13 protein-coding genes, 1 pseudogene and 1 other annotated feature are annotated in these 15,300 nt (G+C 66.4%); of the genes and pseudogenes, 5 read left to right on the top strand and 9 right to left on the bottom strand.

Translation table 11 applies throughout. The features are described 5' to 3' along the window. Positions 1-41 precede the first annotated feature (41 nt). Positions 42-1,466 carry a M20/M25/M40 family metallo-hydrolase gene (locus FHT02_RS15750; protein WP_184089745.1) on the bottom strand — a complete coding sequence of 475 codons (1,425 nt, stop codon included), beginning with the start codon at positions 1,464-1,466 and terminating at the stop codon, positions 42-44. 116 nt (positions 1,467-1,582) lie between these two features. Here FHT02_RS15750 and FHT02_RS21360 point away from each other — a divergent pair. Beyond that, a pseudogene (locus tag FHT02_RS21360) lies at positions 1,583-2,467 on the top strand (SDR family NAD(P)-dependent oxidoreductase). Here FHT02_RS21360 and FHT02_RS15760 read toward each other — a convergent pair. The 4 genes from FHT02_RS15760 to FHT02_RS15775 all read right to left on the bottom strand — a co-directional run bounded on the left by FHT02_RS15760 (position 2,428) and on the right by FHT02_RS15775 (position 6,248). Further along, on the bottom strand, positions 2,428-3,003 hold the full coding sequence (locus tag FHT02_RS15760; protein ID WP_343056973.1) for a 3'-5' exonuclease: 576 nt from the start codon (positions 3,001-3,003) through the stop codon (positions 2,428-2,430). The pseudogene FHT02_RS21360 and the gene FHT02_RS15760 overlap by 40 nt on opposite strands. Before the next feature lie 27 nt (positions 3,004-3,030). Next, positions 3,031-3,882 (bottom strand): MBL fold metallo-hydrolase, encoded by an 852-nt coding sequence (locus tag FHT02_RS15765; protein WP_184089748.1) that lies wholly within the window; start codon positions 3,880-3,882, stop codon positions 3,031-3,033. A gap of 64 nt (positions 3,883-3,946) precedes the next feature. After that, positions 3,947-4,693 (bottom strand): SDR family NAD(P)-dependent oxidoreductase, encoded by a 747-nt coding sequence (locus FHT02_RS15770; protein ID WP_184089751.1) that lies wholly within the window; start codon positions 4,691-4,693, stop codon positions 3,947-3,949. Positions 4,694-4,751: 58 nt separating this feature from the next. Beyond that, the gene (locus FHT02_RS15775; protein ID WP_184089754.1) at positions 4,752-6,248 is read right to left on the bottom strand and encodes a SulP family inorganic anion transporter; all 1,497 of its coding nucleotides are present in this window, start codon (positions 6,246-6,248) and stop codon (positions 4,752-4,754) included. A gap of 71 nt (positions 6,249-6,319) precedes the next feature. Beyond that, positions 6,320-6,375 (bottom strand) — a sequence feature (sul1 is cis-regulatory element that is thought to sense ions involved in sulfur or methionine metabolism; They are found in Alphaproteobacteria). 172 nt (positions 6,376-6,547) lie between these two features. Between FHT02_RS15775 and FHT02_RS15780 the strand changes: the two genes are divergently transcribed. The 4 genes from FHT02_RS15780 to FHT02_RS15795 all read left to right on the top strand — a co-directional run bounded on the left by FHT02_RS15780 (position 6,548) and on the right by FHT02_RS15795 (position 10,508). Beyond that, positions 6,548-6,751: a hypothetical protein gene (locus FHT02_RS15780; RefSeq protein ID WP_184089758.1), complete on the top strand. Its 204-nt coding sequence runs from the start codon at positions 6,548-6,550 to the stop codon at positions 6,749-6,751. A gap of 38 nt (positions 6,752-6,789) precedes the next feature. Beyond that, positions 6,790-7,677 carry a bestrophin family protein gene (locus tag FHT02_RS15785; RefSeq protein ID WP_184089761.1) on the top strand — a complete coding sequence of 296 codons (888 nt, stop codon included), beginning with the start codon at positions 6,790-6,792 and terminating at the stop codon, positions 7,675-7,677. A gap of 109 nt (positions 7,678-7,786) precedes the next feature. Further along, positions 7,787-9,871, top strand: coding sequence for a M13 family metallopeptidase (locus FHT02_RS15790; RefSeq protein WP_184089764.1), 2,085 nt, complete (start codon positions 7,787-7,789; stop codon positions 9,869-9,871). 112 nt (positions 9,872-9,983) lie between these two features. Further along, on the top strand, positions 9,984-10,508 hold the full coding sequence (locus FHT02_RS15795) for a DedA family protein (RefSeq protein ID WP_246352451.1): 525 nt from the start codon (positions 9,984-9,986) through the stop codon (positions 10,506-10,508). 24 nt (positions 10,509-10,532) lie between these two features. Here the strand turns inward: FHT02_RS15795 and FHT02_RS15800 are convergent, their stop codons facing one another. From FHT02_RS15800 to pheS, 4 genes are all read right to left on the bottom strand, one after another. After that, on the bottom strand, positions 10,533-11,384 hold the full coding sequence (locus FHT02_RS15800; RefSeq protein ID WP_184089767.1) for a hypothetical protein: 852 nt from the start codon (positions 11,382-11,384) through the stop codon (positions 10,533-10,535). A 66-nt stretch (positions 11,385-11,450) separates the two neighbouring features. Next, on the bottom strand, positions 11,451-11,810 hold the full coding sequence (locus tag FHT02_RS15805; RefSeq protein WP_184089770.1) for a hypothetical protein: 360 nt from the start codon (positions 11,808-11,810) through the stop codon (positions 11,451-11,453). A 4-nt stretch (positions 11,811-11,814) separates the two neighbouring features. Then, positions 11,815-14,178: a phenylalanine--tRNA ligase subunit beta gene (gene pheT, locus FHT02_RS15810; RefSeq protein ID WP_184089773.1), complete on the bottom strand. Its 2,364-nt coding sequence runs from the start codon at positions 14,176-14,178 to the stop codon at positions 11,815-11,817. Next, positions 14,175-15,266, bottom strand: a complete 1,092-nt coding sequence (gene pheS, locus FHT02_RS15815) for a phenylalanine--tRNA ligase subunit alpha (protein WP_184089777.1) — start codon at positions 15,264-15,266, stop codon at positions 14,175-14,177. Before pheS ends, pheT begins: the two co-directional genes overlap by 4 nt. Positions 15,267-15,300 lie beyond the last annotated feature (34 nt).

A 15,300-nucleotide genomic window follows, 5' to 3' on the forward strand; every position in this document is an offset into this window, starting at 1 on the left:
GGCCCCGCCTATCCGCCTCGCCGGCCAGTCCTGTCAAGCACTTAGGCGGGAACCGCCTCGCTCGCCTCAACCTGCTGCATCGCCCCCAGCTGCGCCAGGATGCGCACCCAGGAGCGGATCCCCTTGTGAAAGCTCTTGAGGTCGTATTTCTCGTTGGGCGAATGGATTTGGTCGTCGTTCAGCGCGAAGCCCACCATCACGCTGTCCATCCCCAGGATCGTCTTGATCGAATTAACCACTGGGATCGATCCCCCGCTCGCCAGCAGCGCCGACTTGCCCCATTCCGCGTCCAGCGCAGCGCGCGTCGCCGCCACCGGGGCGCTGTCGCTCGCCAGGCTGATCGCCCGCGAACCGCCCCGTGTCTTGAACTCGGCGGTGCAGTCGGCGGGCAGCCGCGCCCGGACATGCGCCTGGAACGCCTCCCACACCTGATCCGGGTCCTGATCACCCACCAGGCGAAAGCTCAATTTCGCATGCGCCTCAGCGGGAATGACCGTCTTGTAGCCTTCGCCGATATAGCCGCCCCACATGCCATTGATCTCGGCGGTCGGGCGTGCCCAGCTCTGCTCGAGCGCGCCATAGCCGGTTTCGCCGGCAGGGACGCTCAGCCCGACATCCCCCAGGAACTGCCCGGCGTTGAAGCCGAGCGCATCCCAGCTCGCCTGCACATCGGCGCTGAGGTCATGGACCCCGTCATAGAAGCCGTCGAGCGTCACCCGCCCATCGGTATCCTTCATCTCGGCCAGGATGGTCGCGAGCAGTTGGAGCGGGTTGCGCGCCGGCCCGCCATACAGCCCCGAATGCAAGTCGCGGCTCGGCCCGCGCACGGTCACTTGGCCGCCCGCCATGCCACGCAGCCCGATGGTCAGCCCCGGAGTCTGCGTGTCCCACATCGACGTGTCGCAGATCAGCGCAAAATCGGCCTTCAACTCTTCGGCGGCAGCATGAAGGAACGGCTCCAGGCTTTCCGACCCCGATTCTTCCTCGCCTTCGATCAGGATCGTCACGCGGCACGGCAGCGTGCCCGTGGTTTCCTTCCAGGCTCGGCACGCTTCCAGGAAGGTGCGCAGTTGGCCCTTGTCGTCGGACGATCCGCGCCCGACGATCATCTTCGATCCATCTGCGCGCGTCTCGATCACTGGATCGAACGGGTCGCGCCGCCACAGCTCCACCGGGTCGATCGGCTGCACATCGTAATGGCCATAGAACAGCACATGCGGCGCGCGCTCGTTCTCTGGGCCGTCGTGATGCGCAACCACCATCGGGTGTCCCGGCGTCGGCGCCACGCGCGCCGCAAAGCCCAACTCGGTCAGTTCGTCGGACAGCAGCTGCGCCGCGGTCCGGCAATGCTCGGCATAAGCCGGGTCGGTCGAGATCGACTGGATGCGCATCAGCGCGAACAGGCGGTCGAGTGACGCATCGAGGTTCAGGTCGACATAATCGAGTGGCTTGGCGGTATCGGTCATGCGCCTTCGCTAGCCCTCGCGCGCGTGCGGAGCAAGCCAGCCGCGCTGCCCCCGGGTGGGGGGGACATCGCCGCCGCCCAAGGTTCTGTCCGGTACATCCCTCTAGGAGTAAGCGCATGTTCGGAAGCGAAAATCGGCCGCTTGCGGTAGTTACCGGCGGCTCGAATGGTATCGGCTACGAACCCGCCAAGAAGTTCGCCGACAATGGCTATGACGTGCTGATCGCCGCCGAAGATGCGGCGCATCTGCGCGACGCCGCCGCCACCCTGTCGGCGAGCGGAGCAGGGGTGGAAGGTCATGCCTCCGACCTGTCGACCCCAGAATGGCGTGAACAGCCCGTTTGCCGCATTTAGGCGATCGGCCCCGGTCGAGGCGCTGTGCGTCAACGCCGGCGTCGGCTTGGGTGGGCCTTCGTCGAAACCGGCCTGCAGCGCGAACTCAAGATGATCGACCCGAACGTGCGCGGCGCAGTGCAGCTCACCAAGCTGGTGTTGAAGGACATGGTCGCGCGCGACAGCGGCAAGATCCTGTTCACCTCGCCGGTCGCTGCGACGATGCCCGATCCGTTCGGAGCAGTGTATGGCACCACCAAGATCTTCCTGCGCTGGTTCGGCGAGGCGCTCCGCAACGAGCTGAAGGACACCGGCATGGCGGTCACCGTGCTGATGCCCAGCGTGACCGAAATCAACTTCTTCAGCCGCGCCGAGATGACGGACGCCCGCGCCGGCCAGATGGAGAACAAGGATGATCCTGCGGTGGTCGCCAAGGCCCGCTCCGATGCGCTGATGGCTGACAAGCACAAAATCGTGCCGTTGCTCAAGAACAAGGTCATGGCCGGGGTCGCGGATGTGAGCCCGCTCTGGCAGCCGCCCGAATCCACCGCGCGCTCTCCGAGCCCGGCTCGGGCAAGCAGGATTAAGGCGCTCGACAATGCCGTTCCCCGGCCTTGGCCGGGGACGACTTATTGCGGGAGGGCCGCAGTCCGCACTGCCAGCCAGTGAGCATGCTCCTCCTGTGCGTCGGCAAGCGCCCGGTGCGCCGGCGGCGCGCCAGATCGGCGCACTTCGCACAACGCCACTAGGTTCGCGGCTTCCTCTTCCAGCCGGTCCGCCGCCATCCGCTCCCGCAACCCTTCGCGCGCGGTCTCCAGCAATAGATCGTCGCTGTCACGCAGCCGCAAGCCGTGCCGCGGCAGCCCCGCTGCGCGCAGCAAGGTGCTCAGCCACTTGCCGTCCCAGGACGGCGCGCTGGCAAACAAGTCATGCCCACTCAGCACCGCGACCATCCGCGCGGCAACGGCGTCGTATGGCGTGCCGTCTCGCTCCAGCTGGGCTCGGGTGATGTGGTGGATCGCCTCAGCTTCGGGGTCCCACTCGGTCCATTCGGGCGCCGGACGGATCAGATGCGCTTCGGACGTGCCGTCCTCGAACACCCAGCCGACTTCGATCGGATAACTGTGCTTGGACAGGGACGACGCTTCGAAGTCGAGAAAGACGCGCATGATGGCGGAACGCAGCGCAAGCCGATCGGGTGCCACGATCCTTCCCGTTCAGGAAGGATCGCGTCACAACATCTGCCCCGCAACCGCGCGCTCGAACTCCACGGGATCGTGCGCGCACAATATCTTCACCTCGCCAGCACGCTCCACCGACAGCCGCCGCACCCGCTCCTGGTTCGCGAGCCGCTGCGTGCGCGAAACCTCCATCATTGTCTGGTATCCGCGCAAGCCGGGCGTGCAGTGCCGCGTCGCCTGGCGCATCTCGCCGCGGTAGAAATAGGCGTCGCCGGCATGGAGCAGCCACCCCTCGCGGCCGCGGTCGATCGCGATCCCCGCATGCCCCCAAGTATGCCCCGGCAGCGGCACCATCAGGATCTCGGGCGGCAGTCCTTCCAGCCCACGTACCGCGTCGAACCCGAACCAGGGCTCGCCCGTGCTCGTATAACGGCGCCAGTTCGCCACTTCGTCGAACTGCGCCGGGCGATAGCGGTTGCGCGGCACGAAACCCTTGCGCGGCCCCGTCGCGGCGGCGAACTCCTTTTCCATCACATGCACGGTGGCGAACGGAAAATCCTCCAGCCCGCCGGCATGGTCGAAGTCCAGATGCGTCAGCACGATGTGCCGCACATCCTGCCCGGCAAAGCCCAGCGCCTGGATCTGGCGGATCGCCGTCTCCTCCTCGAGCAGCTTGATGTTGAGCATCGTCCGCATCGCCCGCGTGATCCGCGCCGGGTCGCGATGCGGGTGGTCGACGTCGCGCAGCCCATAGCCGGTGTCGATCAGCACCAGCCCGTGCGCGTCGGTTTCGATCAGCAGGCAATGGCACACCAGATGCCCGGTCAGCCCGACGCTGCGTCCGTCGAACAGCGCGCCGCCCAATGGACAATCGGTCCCGCAATTGAGGTGATGGATCTTCAAGGCCGCTCTCCCTTCGCCGCGCCAACGAAGCGAAAGCGAAAGCGGTTCAGCAGCCTAACAAGGATCAGCCCTTGCGGTGCACCGCAAAGCCGGCGAACGCCTGGTTCACCGGCATCAACTCCAGCGTGTTGATGTTCAGGTGCGCAGGCTGCTCGGCAACCCACAGGATCGTCTTGGCGATGTCTTCGGCGGTCATCGGGTTCACGCCGCCATAGAGCTTGTCCGACGCTTCCTGGCTGCCGGTGCGCACCAGGGTGAACTCGGTTTCCACCATGCCGGGCTCGATCGACGTCACGCGAACGCCCGTGCCGAGCAGGTCGGAACGCAGGTTCAGGCTGAACTGGCGCACGAAAGCCTTGGTCGCGCCGTACACATTGCCCCCAGCATAAGGATAGCTCGCGGCCACCGACGAAAGGTTGATGATCCCGCCCTTGCGCGCGATCAGCTGGGGCAGCAGCTTGTGAGTCACCGACACGAGCGCGGTTATATTGGTATCGATCATCGTCTGCCAATTGGACAGCGCGGCGTCTTGCGCCGGCTCTGTGCCGAGCGCGAGGCCGGCATTGTTGACCAGCAGGTCGAGGTCGCGGAACGGCTCGGGCAGCGATGCCAACGCTTCGTCCAGAGCCGCTTCGTCGCGTACGTCGAAGGCCAGGGGGTGGACGCGGTTCTCGCTGATGATTGTCGTGAGAGACTCCAGCCGATCTTTCCGCCGCCCCGTGGCGATGACATGCCAGCCCGCCGCGGCGAAGGCGCGGACGGTTGCCGCGCCGATTCCGGCGGTGGCGCCGGTGACTAGAACGGTTGGCATGCTGAACTCCTCGCGAGCGTGGGTAGGCGCGTCCTATGTGGACCGGGGGCGCGCATCGTCAATGCGGGACCACGCCCATTTCGACGCCGGTCTTGTCGTGCAGGGCGAAGCGGTCGACCAAGTCGCGGCTCGCTTGGTTATAGCCGACGACTTCGACCTCGCGCCCTTCGCGGCGGAGCTTGGCCACTATCTTGTCGACGCTGAAAACGGCCGAGATATCCCAGAAATGCGCCGCCGACGCGTCGATGACGATGCGCTGCGCGCTTTCATCCCCTTGGAAAGACTGGGTAAATCTGTCGACCGACGCGAAGAAGACCTGACCGGTGATGGTGTAGGTCGCAGTGCGGCCGTCGTCGGAGACGCTGCGCTCGACCGAGAACATGCGGCGCACCTTGCCGGCGAAGAAGATCCCCGACAGCAGCACGCCCGCCAGAACGCCCTGCGCCAAATCGCTCGTCGCCACCACAACCACCACCGTCACCAGCATCACCACCGACGATGTCGGCGGATGGCGGCGCAGATTGGGGATAGAGTTCCAGCTGAACGTGCCGATCGACACCATGATCATCACGGCGACCAAGGCGGGCATCGGTATTCGCCCCACCCAGGGTCCGAGCACCGCGAGCAGGAACATCAGGAACGCGCCCGCGGTGAAGGTCGACAGCCGCGCGCGCCCGCCCGACGTCACGTTGATCACCGACTGGCCGATCATCGCGCAGCCGCCCATGCCGCCGAACAATGCCGCGACCATGTTGGCGCCGCCCTGCCCCAGGCATTCGCGGCGCTTGTCGCTGTCGGTATCGGTCATGCCGTCGACGATCTGCGCAGTCATCATCGATTCGAGCAGCCCCACCGCCGCCATGGTGAGCGAATAAGGGAGGATGATCCGCAGCGTTTCGAGCGTCAGCGGTACGTTCGGCCAAGCCAGGCTGGGCAGCCCTTGCGGCAATTGCCCCATGTCGCCGACCGTGCGCACCGGCAGCCCAAGCCCGATGCTGAGCGCCGCGAGCACCAGGATCGCCACCAGCGGCGAAGGCACCGCCTTGGTCACGCGCGGCACCAGGTAGATGATCGCCAGCCCCCCGGCGATCATCGCATAGGTGTGCCAGCTCACGCCGGTCAGCTGCGGCAGCTGCGCCATGAAGATCAGGATGGCCAGCGCGTTGACGAAGCCGGTGATCACCGAGCGCGACACGAACTGCATCAGCAGGTTCAGCCGCAGCAGCCCGGCGATGATCTGGATCACGCCCATCAGGATGGTTGCCGCGAACAGATATTCGACGCCATGGTCACGCACCAGCGGCGTCACCACCACTGCCACCGCCGCGGTCGCGGCCGAGATCATGCCGGGCCGGCCGCCGAGGAACGAAATGACGATGGCGATCGCCACGGAGGCGTAGAGCCCGACGCGCGGATCGACGCCGGAGATGATCGAGAAGCCGATCGCCTCGGGGATCAGCGCCAGCGCGACGACGATCCCGGCCAGGATGTCGCGGCGCGCCTGGACGCCGCTGGGAAGCCATTCGGCGCGAAGCCGGGCAAGCGAGCTAGTCATTCGAGAAAGGCCATGCATTCGGCACATGCCACGCAGCTGCGGAAAAGAGCGGCGGATCGCCGGCAGTGTGCAATTGTCTGGCGGATCGGCGGCCAGAAGAGCCACCCGGATTTGCACCGGGTCCTTGCGAATGTCCGTGTCTTAGCCGCTGGCGCCGGGCGCGCAACCCCTCCATTCGCCGATTCAGCACAACGGTCCGGCGCTCTGCTGCGGCGCAGCAAAGGTTCGTTACGTCCCGCACATACACAGACAGGCCACGCATCCTATCTGACCCTCAACAACCACCAAGGGAGTCGCCCATGCAGCCCAATGACAATGAGAAGAAGCCGTTGTTCGAGCAGCTTCGCGCGTCGCTGTTCCTGCTGGCCTTTGGCCTGTGCACACTTGCCTTTCTGGTCGCGATCGATCGGCCCGAATGGTTCGAGCTGCGTCCGGCATCGGGCACCGCTGCCGCCATGTCGAACGCCGGAAACACGCCGACCGGCGCGCCCGAGGCTTCGTGACGGGAGCCCTACCCCGCTGACAAGCGTATGAGCGAACCATGATTGTCACCGCCGCCCCCAGCTTCAAACAAGTCGTTCGCGAAATCTGGAAGCCGCTTGCGCTTCTGTTCGTGTGGGACGTGATCGTCACGATCACCTATTTCCTCCTGCCGTTCCGCGCGCCATCGCTGCCGCTGACGCTGTTCGGATCGGCGCTGGCGCTGTTCCTCGGCTTCCGCAGCAACTCGGCCTATCAGCGCTGGTGGGAAGGGCGCGGGCTGTGGGGGCTGATGATCAACGCCAGCCGCAACCTGGCGCGACAGGCCCGCAACTTTTTGCCCGACGATGAAGCGCTGGACATGAAGCGCACCATCGTGCTGCGCCAGATCGCATATGTGAATGCGCTGCGGTGCCAGTTGCGCCGGCAGCCGGTGGACGCGGAAGTGCATCGCTTCCTGTCGAAGGGCGAAGCCGATTTCGCGCTCGCCCGCACCAACGTGGCCAACGGCATTGTCGATGGCACCAGCCGCCGGATCAACCTGGCGCGGCAAAATGGCTGGATCGACACCATCCAGCAGACCGCAATGGAAAGCGTGCTGATCGACATCGCCAACGCGCAGGGCGGCATGGAGCGGCTAAAGAACACGCCGCTGCCCAACCAATATCGCTTTTTCCCGACGATCTTCACGCACCTGTTCTGCATCCTGCTGCCGATCGGGCTCGTCGAGACGCTGGGACTGGCGACGCCGCTGGGTTCGACCATCGCGGGCCTCATGTTCCTGATCGTGCTGGCGATCGGTGACGACCTGGTCGATCCGTTCGCCAACACCGCGCACGACCTGCCGCTTTGCGCCATGTGCCGCACGATCGAGATCGACCTGCTCCAGGCGATCGGCGACGAGGCGCCCGAGCCGATGAAACCGGACAAAGCGGGTGTGTTGTGGTGAGGGATATCCTCCCCCGCTGAAGCGAGGGGGGAAGGTTGATTGCCAACCCCGGTTTGCCGTGTAGATTGCTCCGACAGGCCAATAAGCGCCTGATTTCGGAGACGAATCCTTGAACCTGAAGCATATCCTGCTGGCGACCACGCTGTCCGCTGCCGCCCTCGCCGCTCCGGCGCTCAGCCAGCAAGCGGCACCGCCCGCCGCACCCGCCCCCGACCACGCCGCCGATACCGCCGCCGCCACCAGCTACGGCCCCTGGGGCTTCGATATCGCCGGCATGGACCGCAGCGTGAAGCCGGGCGACGACTGGTTCCGCTTCGTCAACGGCAGCTGGGTGGCCAAAACCCAGATTCCTGCGGACCGCTCCTCCTATGGCGCCTTCGCCGTGCTGCGCGACTTGTCCGAGATGCGCCTGCGGAGCCTGATTTCGGGCTACAGCGCCAGCGACACCGCGCATCCCGACCGGATGAAGGCCGCAATCCTGTATAGCGGCTATCTGGACGAAGCCGCCGCCGAGCGGCTCGACGCGCAGCCGCTCACCCAGCGGCTCCAGCCGATCAAGGCCGCGACGTCCAAGGATGATATCGCCCGCCTGATGGGCGCTTCGCTTGGCGGCTTCGGCGCCAGCTTCTTCGCGCCGGGCGTCAACGACGACGCCAAGCAGCCCGACATCTATTCGCTTTACCTGCGCCAGTCGGGCCTCGGCCTTGGCGACCGCGAATTGTATCTCGACGCCAAGTTCGCGCCGCAGGTCGCACGTTATCGCCAATATCTCGCGCAGATGCTGTCCATGGCGGGCTGGCCCAATGCCGAAGCGGCGGCAGGCAATGTGGTCGCGATGGAGACCAAGCTCGCCCAGGCGCATTGGACGCGCGCGCAGAGCCGCGACCGCGACAAGACCTACAATCTCACCACGCTGGCCGAACTCAAGGCCCGGTCGCCCGGCTTCCCCTGGGACGCGTTCTGGCAAGCGGCGGGCGTGGCCAAGGCCGAGCGCGCCATCGTCGCGCAGAACACCGCATTCCCGGCGATCGCCAAGCTCTATGCCGACACCGAGCTCGACACGTTGAAGGCGTGGCAGGCGTTCCGCACCGCCGACGACATTGCGCCGTTGCTCTCCAAGCGCTTTGTCGACGCCCAGTTCGAGTTCCGCTCCAAGTTCCTCAACGGCCAGCCCGAGCAGCGCGAGCGCTGGAAGCGCGCAGTCGCCTTCACCGAGCGTGCCGTGGGCGAAGGCGTCGGCCGCGACTATGTCGCGCTCTATTTTCCGCCCGCGTCCAAGGCCAAGATGGATACGCTGGTCGCCAATCTGCGCGTGGCGCTTGCCGGGCGCATCGACAAGCTTCCCTGGATGAGCCCGGTCACCAAGGAACAGGCCCAGGCCAAGCTGAAGGGCTTCACCGTGAAGGTGGGCTATCCAGAGAAGTGGCGCGACTATTCGGCGCTGGAAGTGAAGCCCGGCGACCTGGTCGGCAATGCCGAGCGCGCCAGCCGCTTCGAATGGGATTACCGCCGCAACCGCATCGCACTGCCGGTCGACAAGGCCGAGTGGGGCATGACGCCGCAGACGGTCAACGCCTATTACAATTCGGTCAAGAACGAGATCGTCTTCCCCGCCGCGATCCTGCAGCCGCCCTTTTTCGATCCCAAGGCCGACGACGCAGTCAATTATGGCGGCATTGGCGGGGTGATCGGGCACGAGATCAGCCACGGCTTCGACGACCAGGGCCGCAAGTCCGACGGCAACGGCGTGCTGCGCGACTGGTGGACTGGCGAGGATGCGACCAAGTTCGAGGCGCAGGCAGTACGGCTCGGCGCGCAATATGAAGCCTATACCTTCGAAGGGCTGCCGGGCGTCCACATCAACGGCCGCGCATCGATGGGCGAGAATATCGGCGATCTGGGCGGCGTGCTGATCGCGCTGGACGCGTATCATACATCCTTGGACGGCAAGAAGGCGCGGGTGATCGACGGCTTCACTGGCGACCAGCGCTTCTTCCTGGGCTGGGGTCAGGTGTGGCGCACCTTGTTCCGCAAAGAGGCGCTGCAACAGCAACTGGTCAGCGATCCGCACTCACCCGGGCAGATCCGCGCAGTGAACCCGCTGCGCAATGTCGATGCGTGGTACGCCGCCTGGAAGATCACGCCGGACCAGAAGCAGTATCTCGCCCCCGCGGATCGCGTCCGCATCTGGTAATCGGCCGTCCGGCGCATGATCTCTGTCGAGTCATGCGCCGGAACCCGGTGGAGGCACCAATCCGCGAGGTTCCCCGATCTCCCTTGAACAATTCATCGCGAACTATGGCCTGTTGGGGCTGTTCCTGGGCGCCGGGATCGAAGGCGAGACGATTGTCCTGATCGGCGGGACGATGGTGCATCATGGGCTGTTGCCGTTCTGGCCGGCCGCCGCGGCGGCGGCGGGTGGTTCGTTCATCGCCGACCAGCTGTTCTTCCTATTGGGGCGGCGCTTCCGCGACCGTCCTTTCGTGCAACGCATGCAGACGCGGCCCGCCTTTGTCCGGGCGCTGCGCATCTTCGAGCGGCATCCCGCGATGTTCGTCTTCGCCTTCCGCTTCCTTTATGGGCTGCGGACGGTGAGCCCGATCGCGATCGGCACCACGCAGCTTCCGGCGCGCACCTTTCTGTTCCTCAATGCCGCTGCGGCAATAGTATGGGGAACCGTGTTCGTCGGCCTGGGCTATTGGTTCGGCGAAGCGATCGAAACTGCCTTTGGCCGCGTTCGGGACGCCGGCCTGGTGATCCTGCCGGTGCTTGGCGCCGGCGGGGCCATCGCGCTGATCGTCTATCTGCTCCACCGCCGGTACAGCCGGTAAACCGCCGGCCGGTTCGACGCGGCGTTACGGCGCAGTCACGGCGCCCCGCCGCACCGGCCCGCGTACCATGTGCGACACGATCGCATTCTTCTTCATGCGCGGCAGCAAATCGCCGCGCCCGGCATACAGCCCTTCCAGATAGGCGCGGTCGAATGCGCTGAGCGTGGCGGGGGCACGCGCGTCGCCTTCTGGGGTGAACAGCGCCAGGATCGAACCCCCATCCGCCTGGCCGCGCAGCTTCGCGCCGGTGAGCGCGCGCATCGCGGCATAATCGGCCACTTGAGCCAGGCTGCGCCCCGCCATGGCGCCGCGATCGATCAGCACGGTGGCACTCACCACGTCGCGACGCGTGGGGGAGGACAGGCGCGTTGGGCTGTGCGTCCGCAGCACCTTGGGATCGTCCGTGTCACGGACCGGCCGGTCGCCGTCGCGGCTGCGCGTTTCCACTTCGATCCAGGCGCGGGCATGGCCGGGTTCGCGCACGATCCGGGCAACATCGGCCAGCGACTGGCTGTTCAGCGCGACCGAATTGGCGCGCGCCAGCCGGCGCACGGCAGCGCGGCTATCCTCCACGAACGCCACGATCAGGTTCGGCGCGCAGCCGGTTTCCCCAACGCGCAGTCCGATCGACGCCGCGACCTCGCTCACCCGGTCCACCACCGCCTGCCCCGCGGCCCTGGGCAGGCCGGCACTGCCAACGCACACCGGATCGGTGAACCGCGCAAGCGGTGCGTCGCCCATCAAGGGTTCCGAGATCCGCTCGACATAGTGTCGCGCCTTTGCCGCCTGGTCGCGCGTGTCGGACGTGATCACGACTTCCTGGTGCGCGGCCGCCTGCGCCGGCGGGGTCAGGAACATGGCGAGGGCGAGCAGCATGCGAATCCCCTGAATTCGCGCTGAGGCTAACAGAGCCCGGCCCCGCAGTGGAAGGGCCTGTGTGCGCTATTCCTCGATCACGCTGAGCGGCTGGGCCAGCAGCCAATGCTCGCCGTCCCAACGGTCCTCGAGCTGGTCGAACTGGACCAGCGTACCTCGCAGGCAGCCGAGTTCGGGCAAATGGAGGCGCAGCAGCGCGCGGGCGCGGTCGATATCGGTGGCGTCGACATCTGCTTCGCTGAGCATGGTCGCGCCGCCTTCGCTGCACCCGAGCCCGGCCAGCCGCAGTTCGGCGTCGAGCGATACACTGTAGCGCAGGTGCCGCTCCATCGGATCGAGATCCTCGGGCAGCACGATCATCATGTACTGGGTGTCGAGCGGCTCCTGCATCTTGGCCGCTAGCCCGGTGAGGAACCGCTCGATCACACCCTCAGCCTCGCAGCGTCGCGCCGAGCTTCGCCGCCGCGGCCACGACCTTATCGGCCACGGCCTTGATATCGGCGTCGGTGAAGCTCTTTTCGCCCGGTTGCAGGGTGATCTCGACCGCCAGCGACTTCTGCCCCTCGGGCACGCCCTGGCCGACGAACAGATCGAACAGGCGCGCGTCAGTGATCACGCCCTTGTCGGCACCCTTCACCGTGCGGACCAGGTCGCCGGCGACCAATGTGTCGGGCACCAGGAAGGCGAAGTCGCGGGTGACCGCCTGAAGCGCGGGGGGGGTGTAGGCCGGGCGCATGAAGCCCGATCCCCGCTTGGCGGGCAGCGCATCGAGATAGAGTTCGACCGCAACGACATCACCCGACAGGTCGAACGCCTTGGCGACGCTGGGATGCACCGCGCCGAACGCGGCTAGCACGGTCTTTGGTCCAAGCCGCAGGGTCGCCGACTGGCCGGGATGATAAGCTTCGCCTGCTTCACCCATGACCTGGAGGTTTGCGACCGGCGCCCCGGCGGCTTCGAGCAGGGCAAGCGCTTCGGCCTTGGCATCGAACGCACCGAAGCCCTGCGCCTTGCCGGCCTGCCAGCCGCGCGGGGTGCGGCTGCCGGCGAGGACGACGCCGAGCGTCAGCCGCTCCTTGTCGGCCAGATAGCGCCGGCCGATCTCGAAGAGCCGGACGCTAGTGGCGCCGCGCTTGAGGTTGCGCTCGGCTGCCGCGAGCAGGCCGGGCAGCAGCGAAGGGCGCATGACCTTCATGTCCTCGCTGATCGGGTTCGCCAGGCTCCAGGCGCCGCCGCCGAATACCGCCGCCTGCGTTTCGGAGATGAAGCTCCAGGTCACCGCTTCGTTCAGCCCGCGTGCCGCCGCCGTGCGGCGCAGCTTGCGCTCCAGCTTCTGTTCGGGCGTGGCCGTGGGACGAGCGACGCCGGGCGTGCGCTCCAGCGGCGTGGAGGGGACATGGTCGATACCCTCGATGCGGATCACTTCCTCAACCAGGTCGGCGGGGCCGTCGACGTCCCGGCGCCAGGTCGGCACCACCACCTGCCAGTTTTCATCGACCGAAAAGCCCAGCCGCACCAGGATATCGCGCTGGCGCTCCGCCGGGATGGCGAGGCCACCCAGCGTCTCGGCGAGCGTGGGGTCATAGCCGATAGTGCGGGTCGCGACCGGCGGCTGGCCGGCATGGGTGATGCCGCTGGCGGTACCGCCGCACAGGTCGAGCACCATGCGGGTGGCGATGGCGAGGCCGTCTTCGAGGAAGGCGGGATCGACGCCGCGCTCGAAGCGCTGGCGCGCGTCGCTGGTCAGTTGGAGCTTCTGCCCGGTGCGGGCGATATGCTCGGGCTCGAAATAGGCGCATTCGATCAGCACATCGGTGGTGGTTGGCTGCACGCTCGAATGCTCGCCGCCCATGACGCCGCCAATGTCGTGGACGGTCTCGTCGTCGGCGATCACCGTCATGCTCTCGTCGAGCGTGTAGGTCTTGCCGTTCAGCGCCAGCACCTGCTCACCGGCCCTGGCCTTGCGTGCGACCAGCCCGCCGTTCAGCGAAGCGCGGTCATAGACGTGCAGCGGACGGCCGAGATCGATCATCACATAATTGGTGATGTCGACCAGCGTGGAGATCGGCTTCTGCCCGATCGCGAGGAGGCGGCGGCGCATCCATTCGGGCGATTCGCCATTGGTGACGCCCGACACGCCCTGTGCGAAGAAGGCGGGGCAGCCTTCGTCCTGCGTGCGCACATCGGGACCGGGGCCTTCACCTTCCACGGGTGCGACCATCAGTGGCTTGAGCGTCCCCAGGCCGGCCGCGGCGAGATCGCGAGCGATGCCGCGCACGCCCATGCAGTCCTGGCGATTCGGGGTGATCGACACGTGGATGACGGGGTCGCCCAGCTGGGCATAATCGGCGAACGCCGTGCCGACTGGTGCGTCCTGGGGTAGTTCGATGATGCCGTCATGGTCCTCGCCGAGCTCGAGCTCGCGCGTCGAACACATCATGCCGTTGGATTCGACGCCACGAATGGCCGAGATCTTCAGCTGCATGCCGTTGGCTGGCACCGTTGCGCCCGGAAGCCCGAGCACGCCGACAAGCCCGGCGCGCGCATTGGGCGCGCCGCACACCACCTGAAGCGGTGCGCCGTCGCCGGTATCGACGCTCAGCACCTGGAGCTTGTCGGCCTGCGGATGACGCTCGGCCGTCAGCACCCGCGCGACGCGGAAGCCAGTCAGCCGCTCGGCCGGGTTCTCGACGCCTTCGACTTCCAGCCCGACGCGAGTCAGCGCCTCGACGACTTCGGTCAGCGAGGCATCGGTTTCCAGATGCTCCTTGAGCCAGCCCAGGGTGAACTTCATGCGCCCACTCCCCCGCTCAGCGTGGGCACGTCGAGCGCCGAGAAGCCGTAATGCTTGAGCCAGCGCAGATCGCCGTCGAAGAAGGGCCGCAAATCGTCCATCCCGTATTTGAGCATCGCCAGCCGGTCGACGCCGGTGCCGAAGGCGAAGCCCTGCCATTCAGTGGGGTCCAGCCCGGCGGCCTCGATCACCTTGCGGTGGACCATGCCGGAGCCGAGCACTTCCATCCAGCCGCCGCCCGCCGCGTCGCCGCTGCCGCCGATCACGCGCTTGCCATTGGTCCAGGTGAAGCCGACGTCCACTTCGGCGCTGGGCTCGGTGAATGGAAAATAGCTGGGGCGCAGGCGGAGCACGATGTCGTCGCGCTCAAAAAACGCCTTGAGGAAGGTCTCCAGCGTCCATTTGAGATGACCGAGCGTAATGCCCTTGTCGATCACCAAGCCTTCGATCTGGTGGAACATCGGCGTGTGGGTCGCGTCGCTGTCGGAGCGATAGACGCGGCCCGGCGCGATGATGCGGATCGGCGGCTTGTTCGCCATCATCGTACGGATCTGCACCGGACTGGTGTGAGTGCGCAGCACCATCGGCCGTTCGTGCTCGCCAGCGAGGTAGAAGGTGTCGTGCATCGCCCGGGCGGGGTGCGTCTCGGGAATGTTAAGCGCTGTGAAATTGTGCCAGTCGTCCTCGATCTCGGGCCCGCTCGCCACCGCGAAGCCCAGATCGGCGAAGATCTCCGCCAGTTCGTCCATCACCTGACTGACCGGGTGGACACTGCCCGCAGGCACGCCATCGACCGGCAGCGTCATGTCGAGCTTTTCGCCCGCGAGCCGTGCGTCGAGCGCCGCCTTTTCGAGCGCGTCCTTGCGCGCAGCCAAGGCACCCGTGACCGCCTCACGCAGCCCATGGATGCGCGGGCCCTGCGCCTGACGCTCATCGGGACTCATCCCGCCCAGCGTCTTGAGCAGCCCTGTGATGGCGCCCTGCTTGCCCAGTGCTTGGACGCGGATCGCCTCCAGCGCGTCGAGTCCCGTCGCCGCGTCGATCGACGCGACCAGGTTCTGGCGAAGTTGGTCTAGGTCGGTGGTCATCGCATTCCGTTCGTTATGTCGTGAAGGGCCGAAC

Source organism: Sphingomonas xinjiangensis (assembly GCF_014199255.1).
Taxonomy (GTDB): Bacteria; Pseudomonadota; Alphaproteobacteria; order Sphingomonadales; family Sphingomonadaceae; genus Sphingomonas; species Sphingomonas xinjiangensis.

Bases quoted from the DNA above. Each gene is read 5' to 3' on its own strand.
- FHT02_RS15750 (WP_184089745.1), bottom strand. From the start codon at position 1,466: ATGACCGATACCGCCAAGCCACTCGATTATGTCGACCTGAACCTCGAT.
- FHT02_RS15770 (WP_184089751.1), bottom strand. From the start codon at position 4,693: ATGCCAACCGTTCTAGTCACCGGCGCCACCGCCGGAATCGGCGCGGCA.
- FHT02_RS15775 (WP_184089754.1), bottom strand. From the start codon at position 6,248: ATGACTAGCTCGCTTGCCCGGCTTCGCGCCGAATGGCTTCCCAGCGGC.
- FHT02_RS15780 (WP_184089758.1), top strand. From the start codon at position 6,548: ATGCAGCCCAATGACAATGAGAAGAAGCCGTTGTTCGAGCAGCTTCGC.
- FHT02_RS15785 (WP_184089761.1), top strand. From the start codon at position 6,790: ATGATTGTCACCGCCGCCCCCAGCTTCAAACAAGTCGTTCGCGAAATC.
- FHT02_RS15800 (WP_184089767.1), bottom strand. From the start codon at position 11,384: ATGCTGCTCGCCCTCGCCATGTTCCTGACCCCGCCGGCGCAGGCGGCC.
- pheT (WP_184089773.1), bottom strand. From the start codon at position 14,178: ATGAAGTTCACCCTGGGCTGGCTCAAGGAGCATCTGGAAACCGATGCC.
- pheS (WP_184089777.1), bottom strand. From the start codon at position 15,266: ATGACCACCGACCTAGACCAACTTCGCCAGAACCTGGTCGCGTCGATC.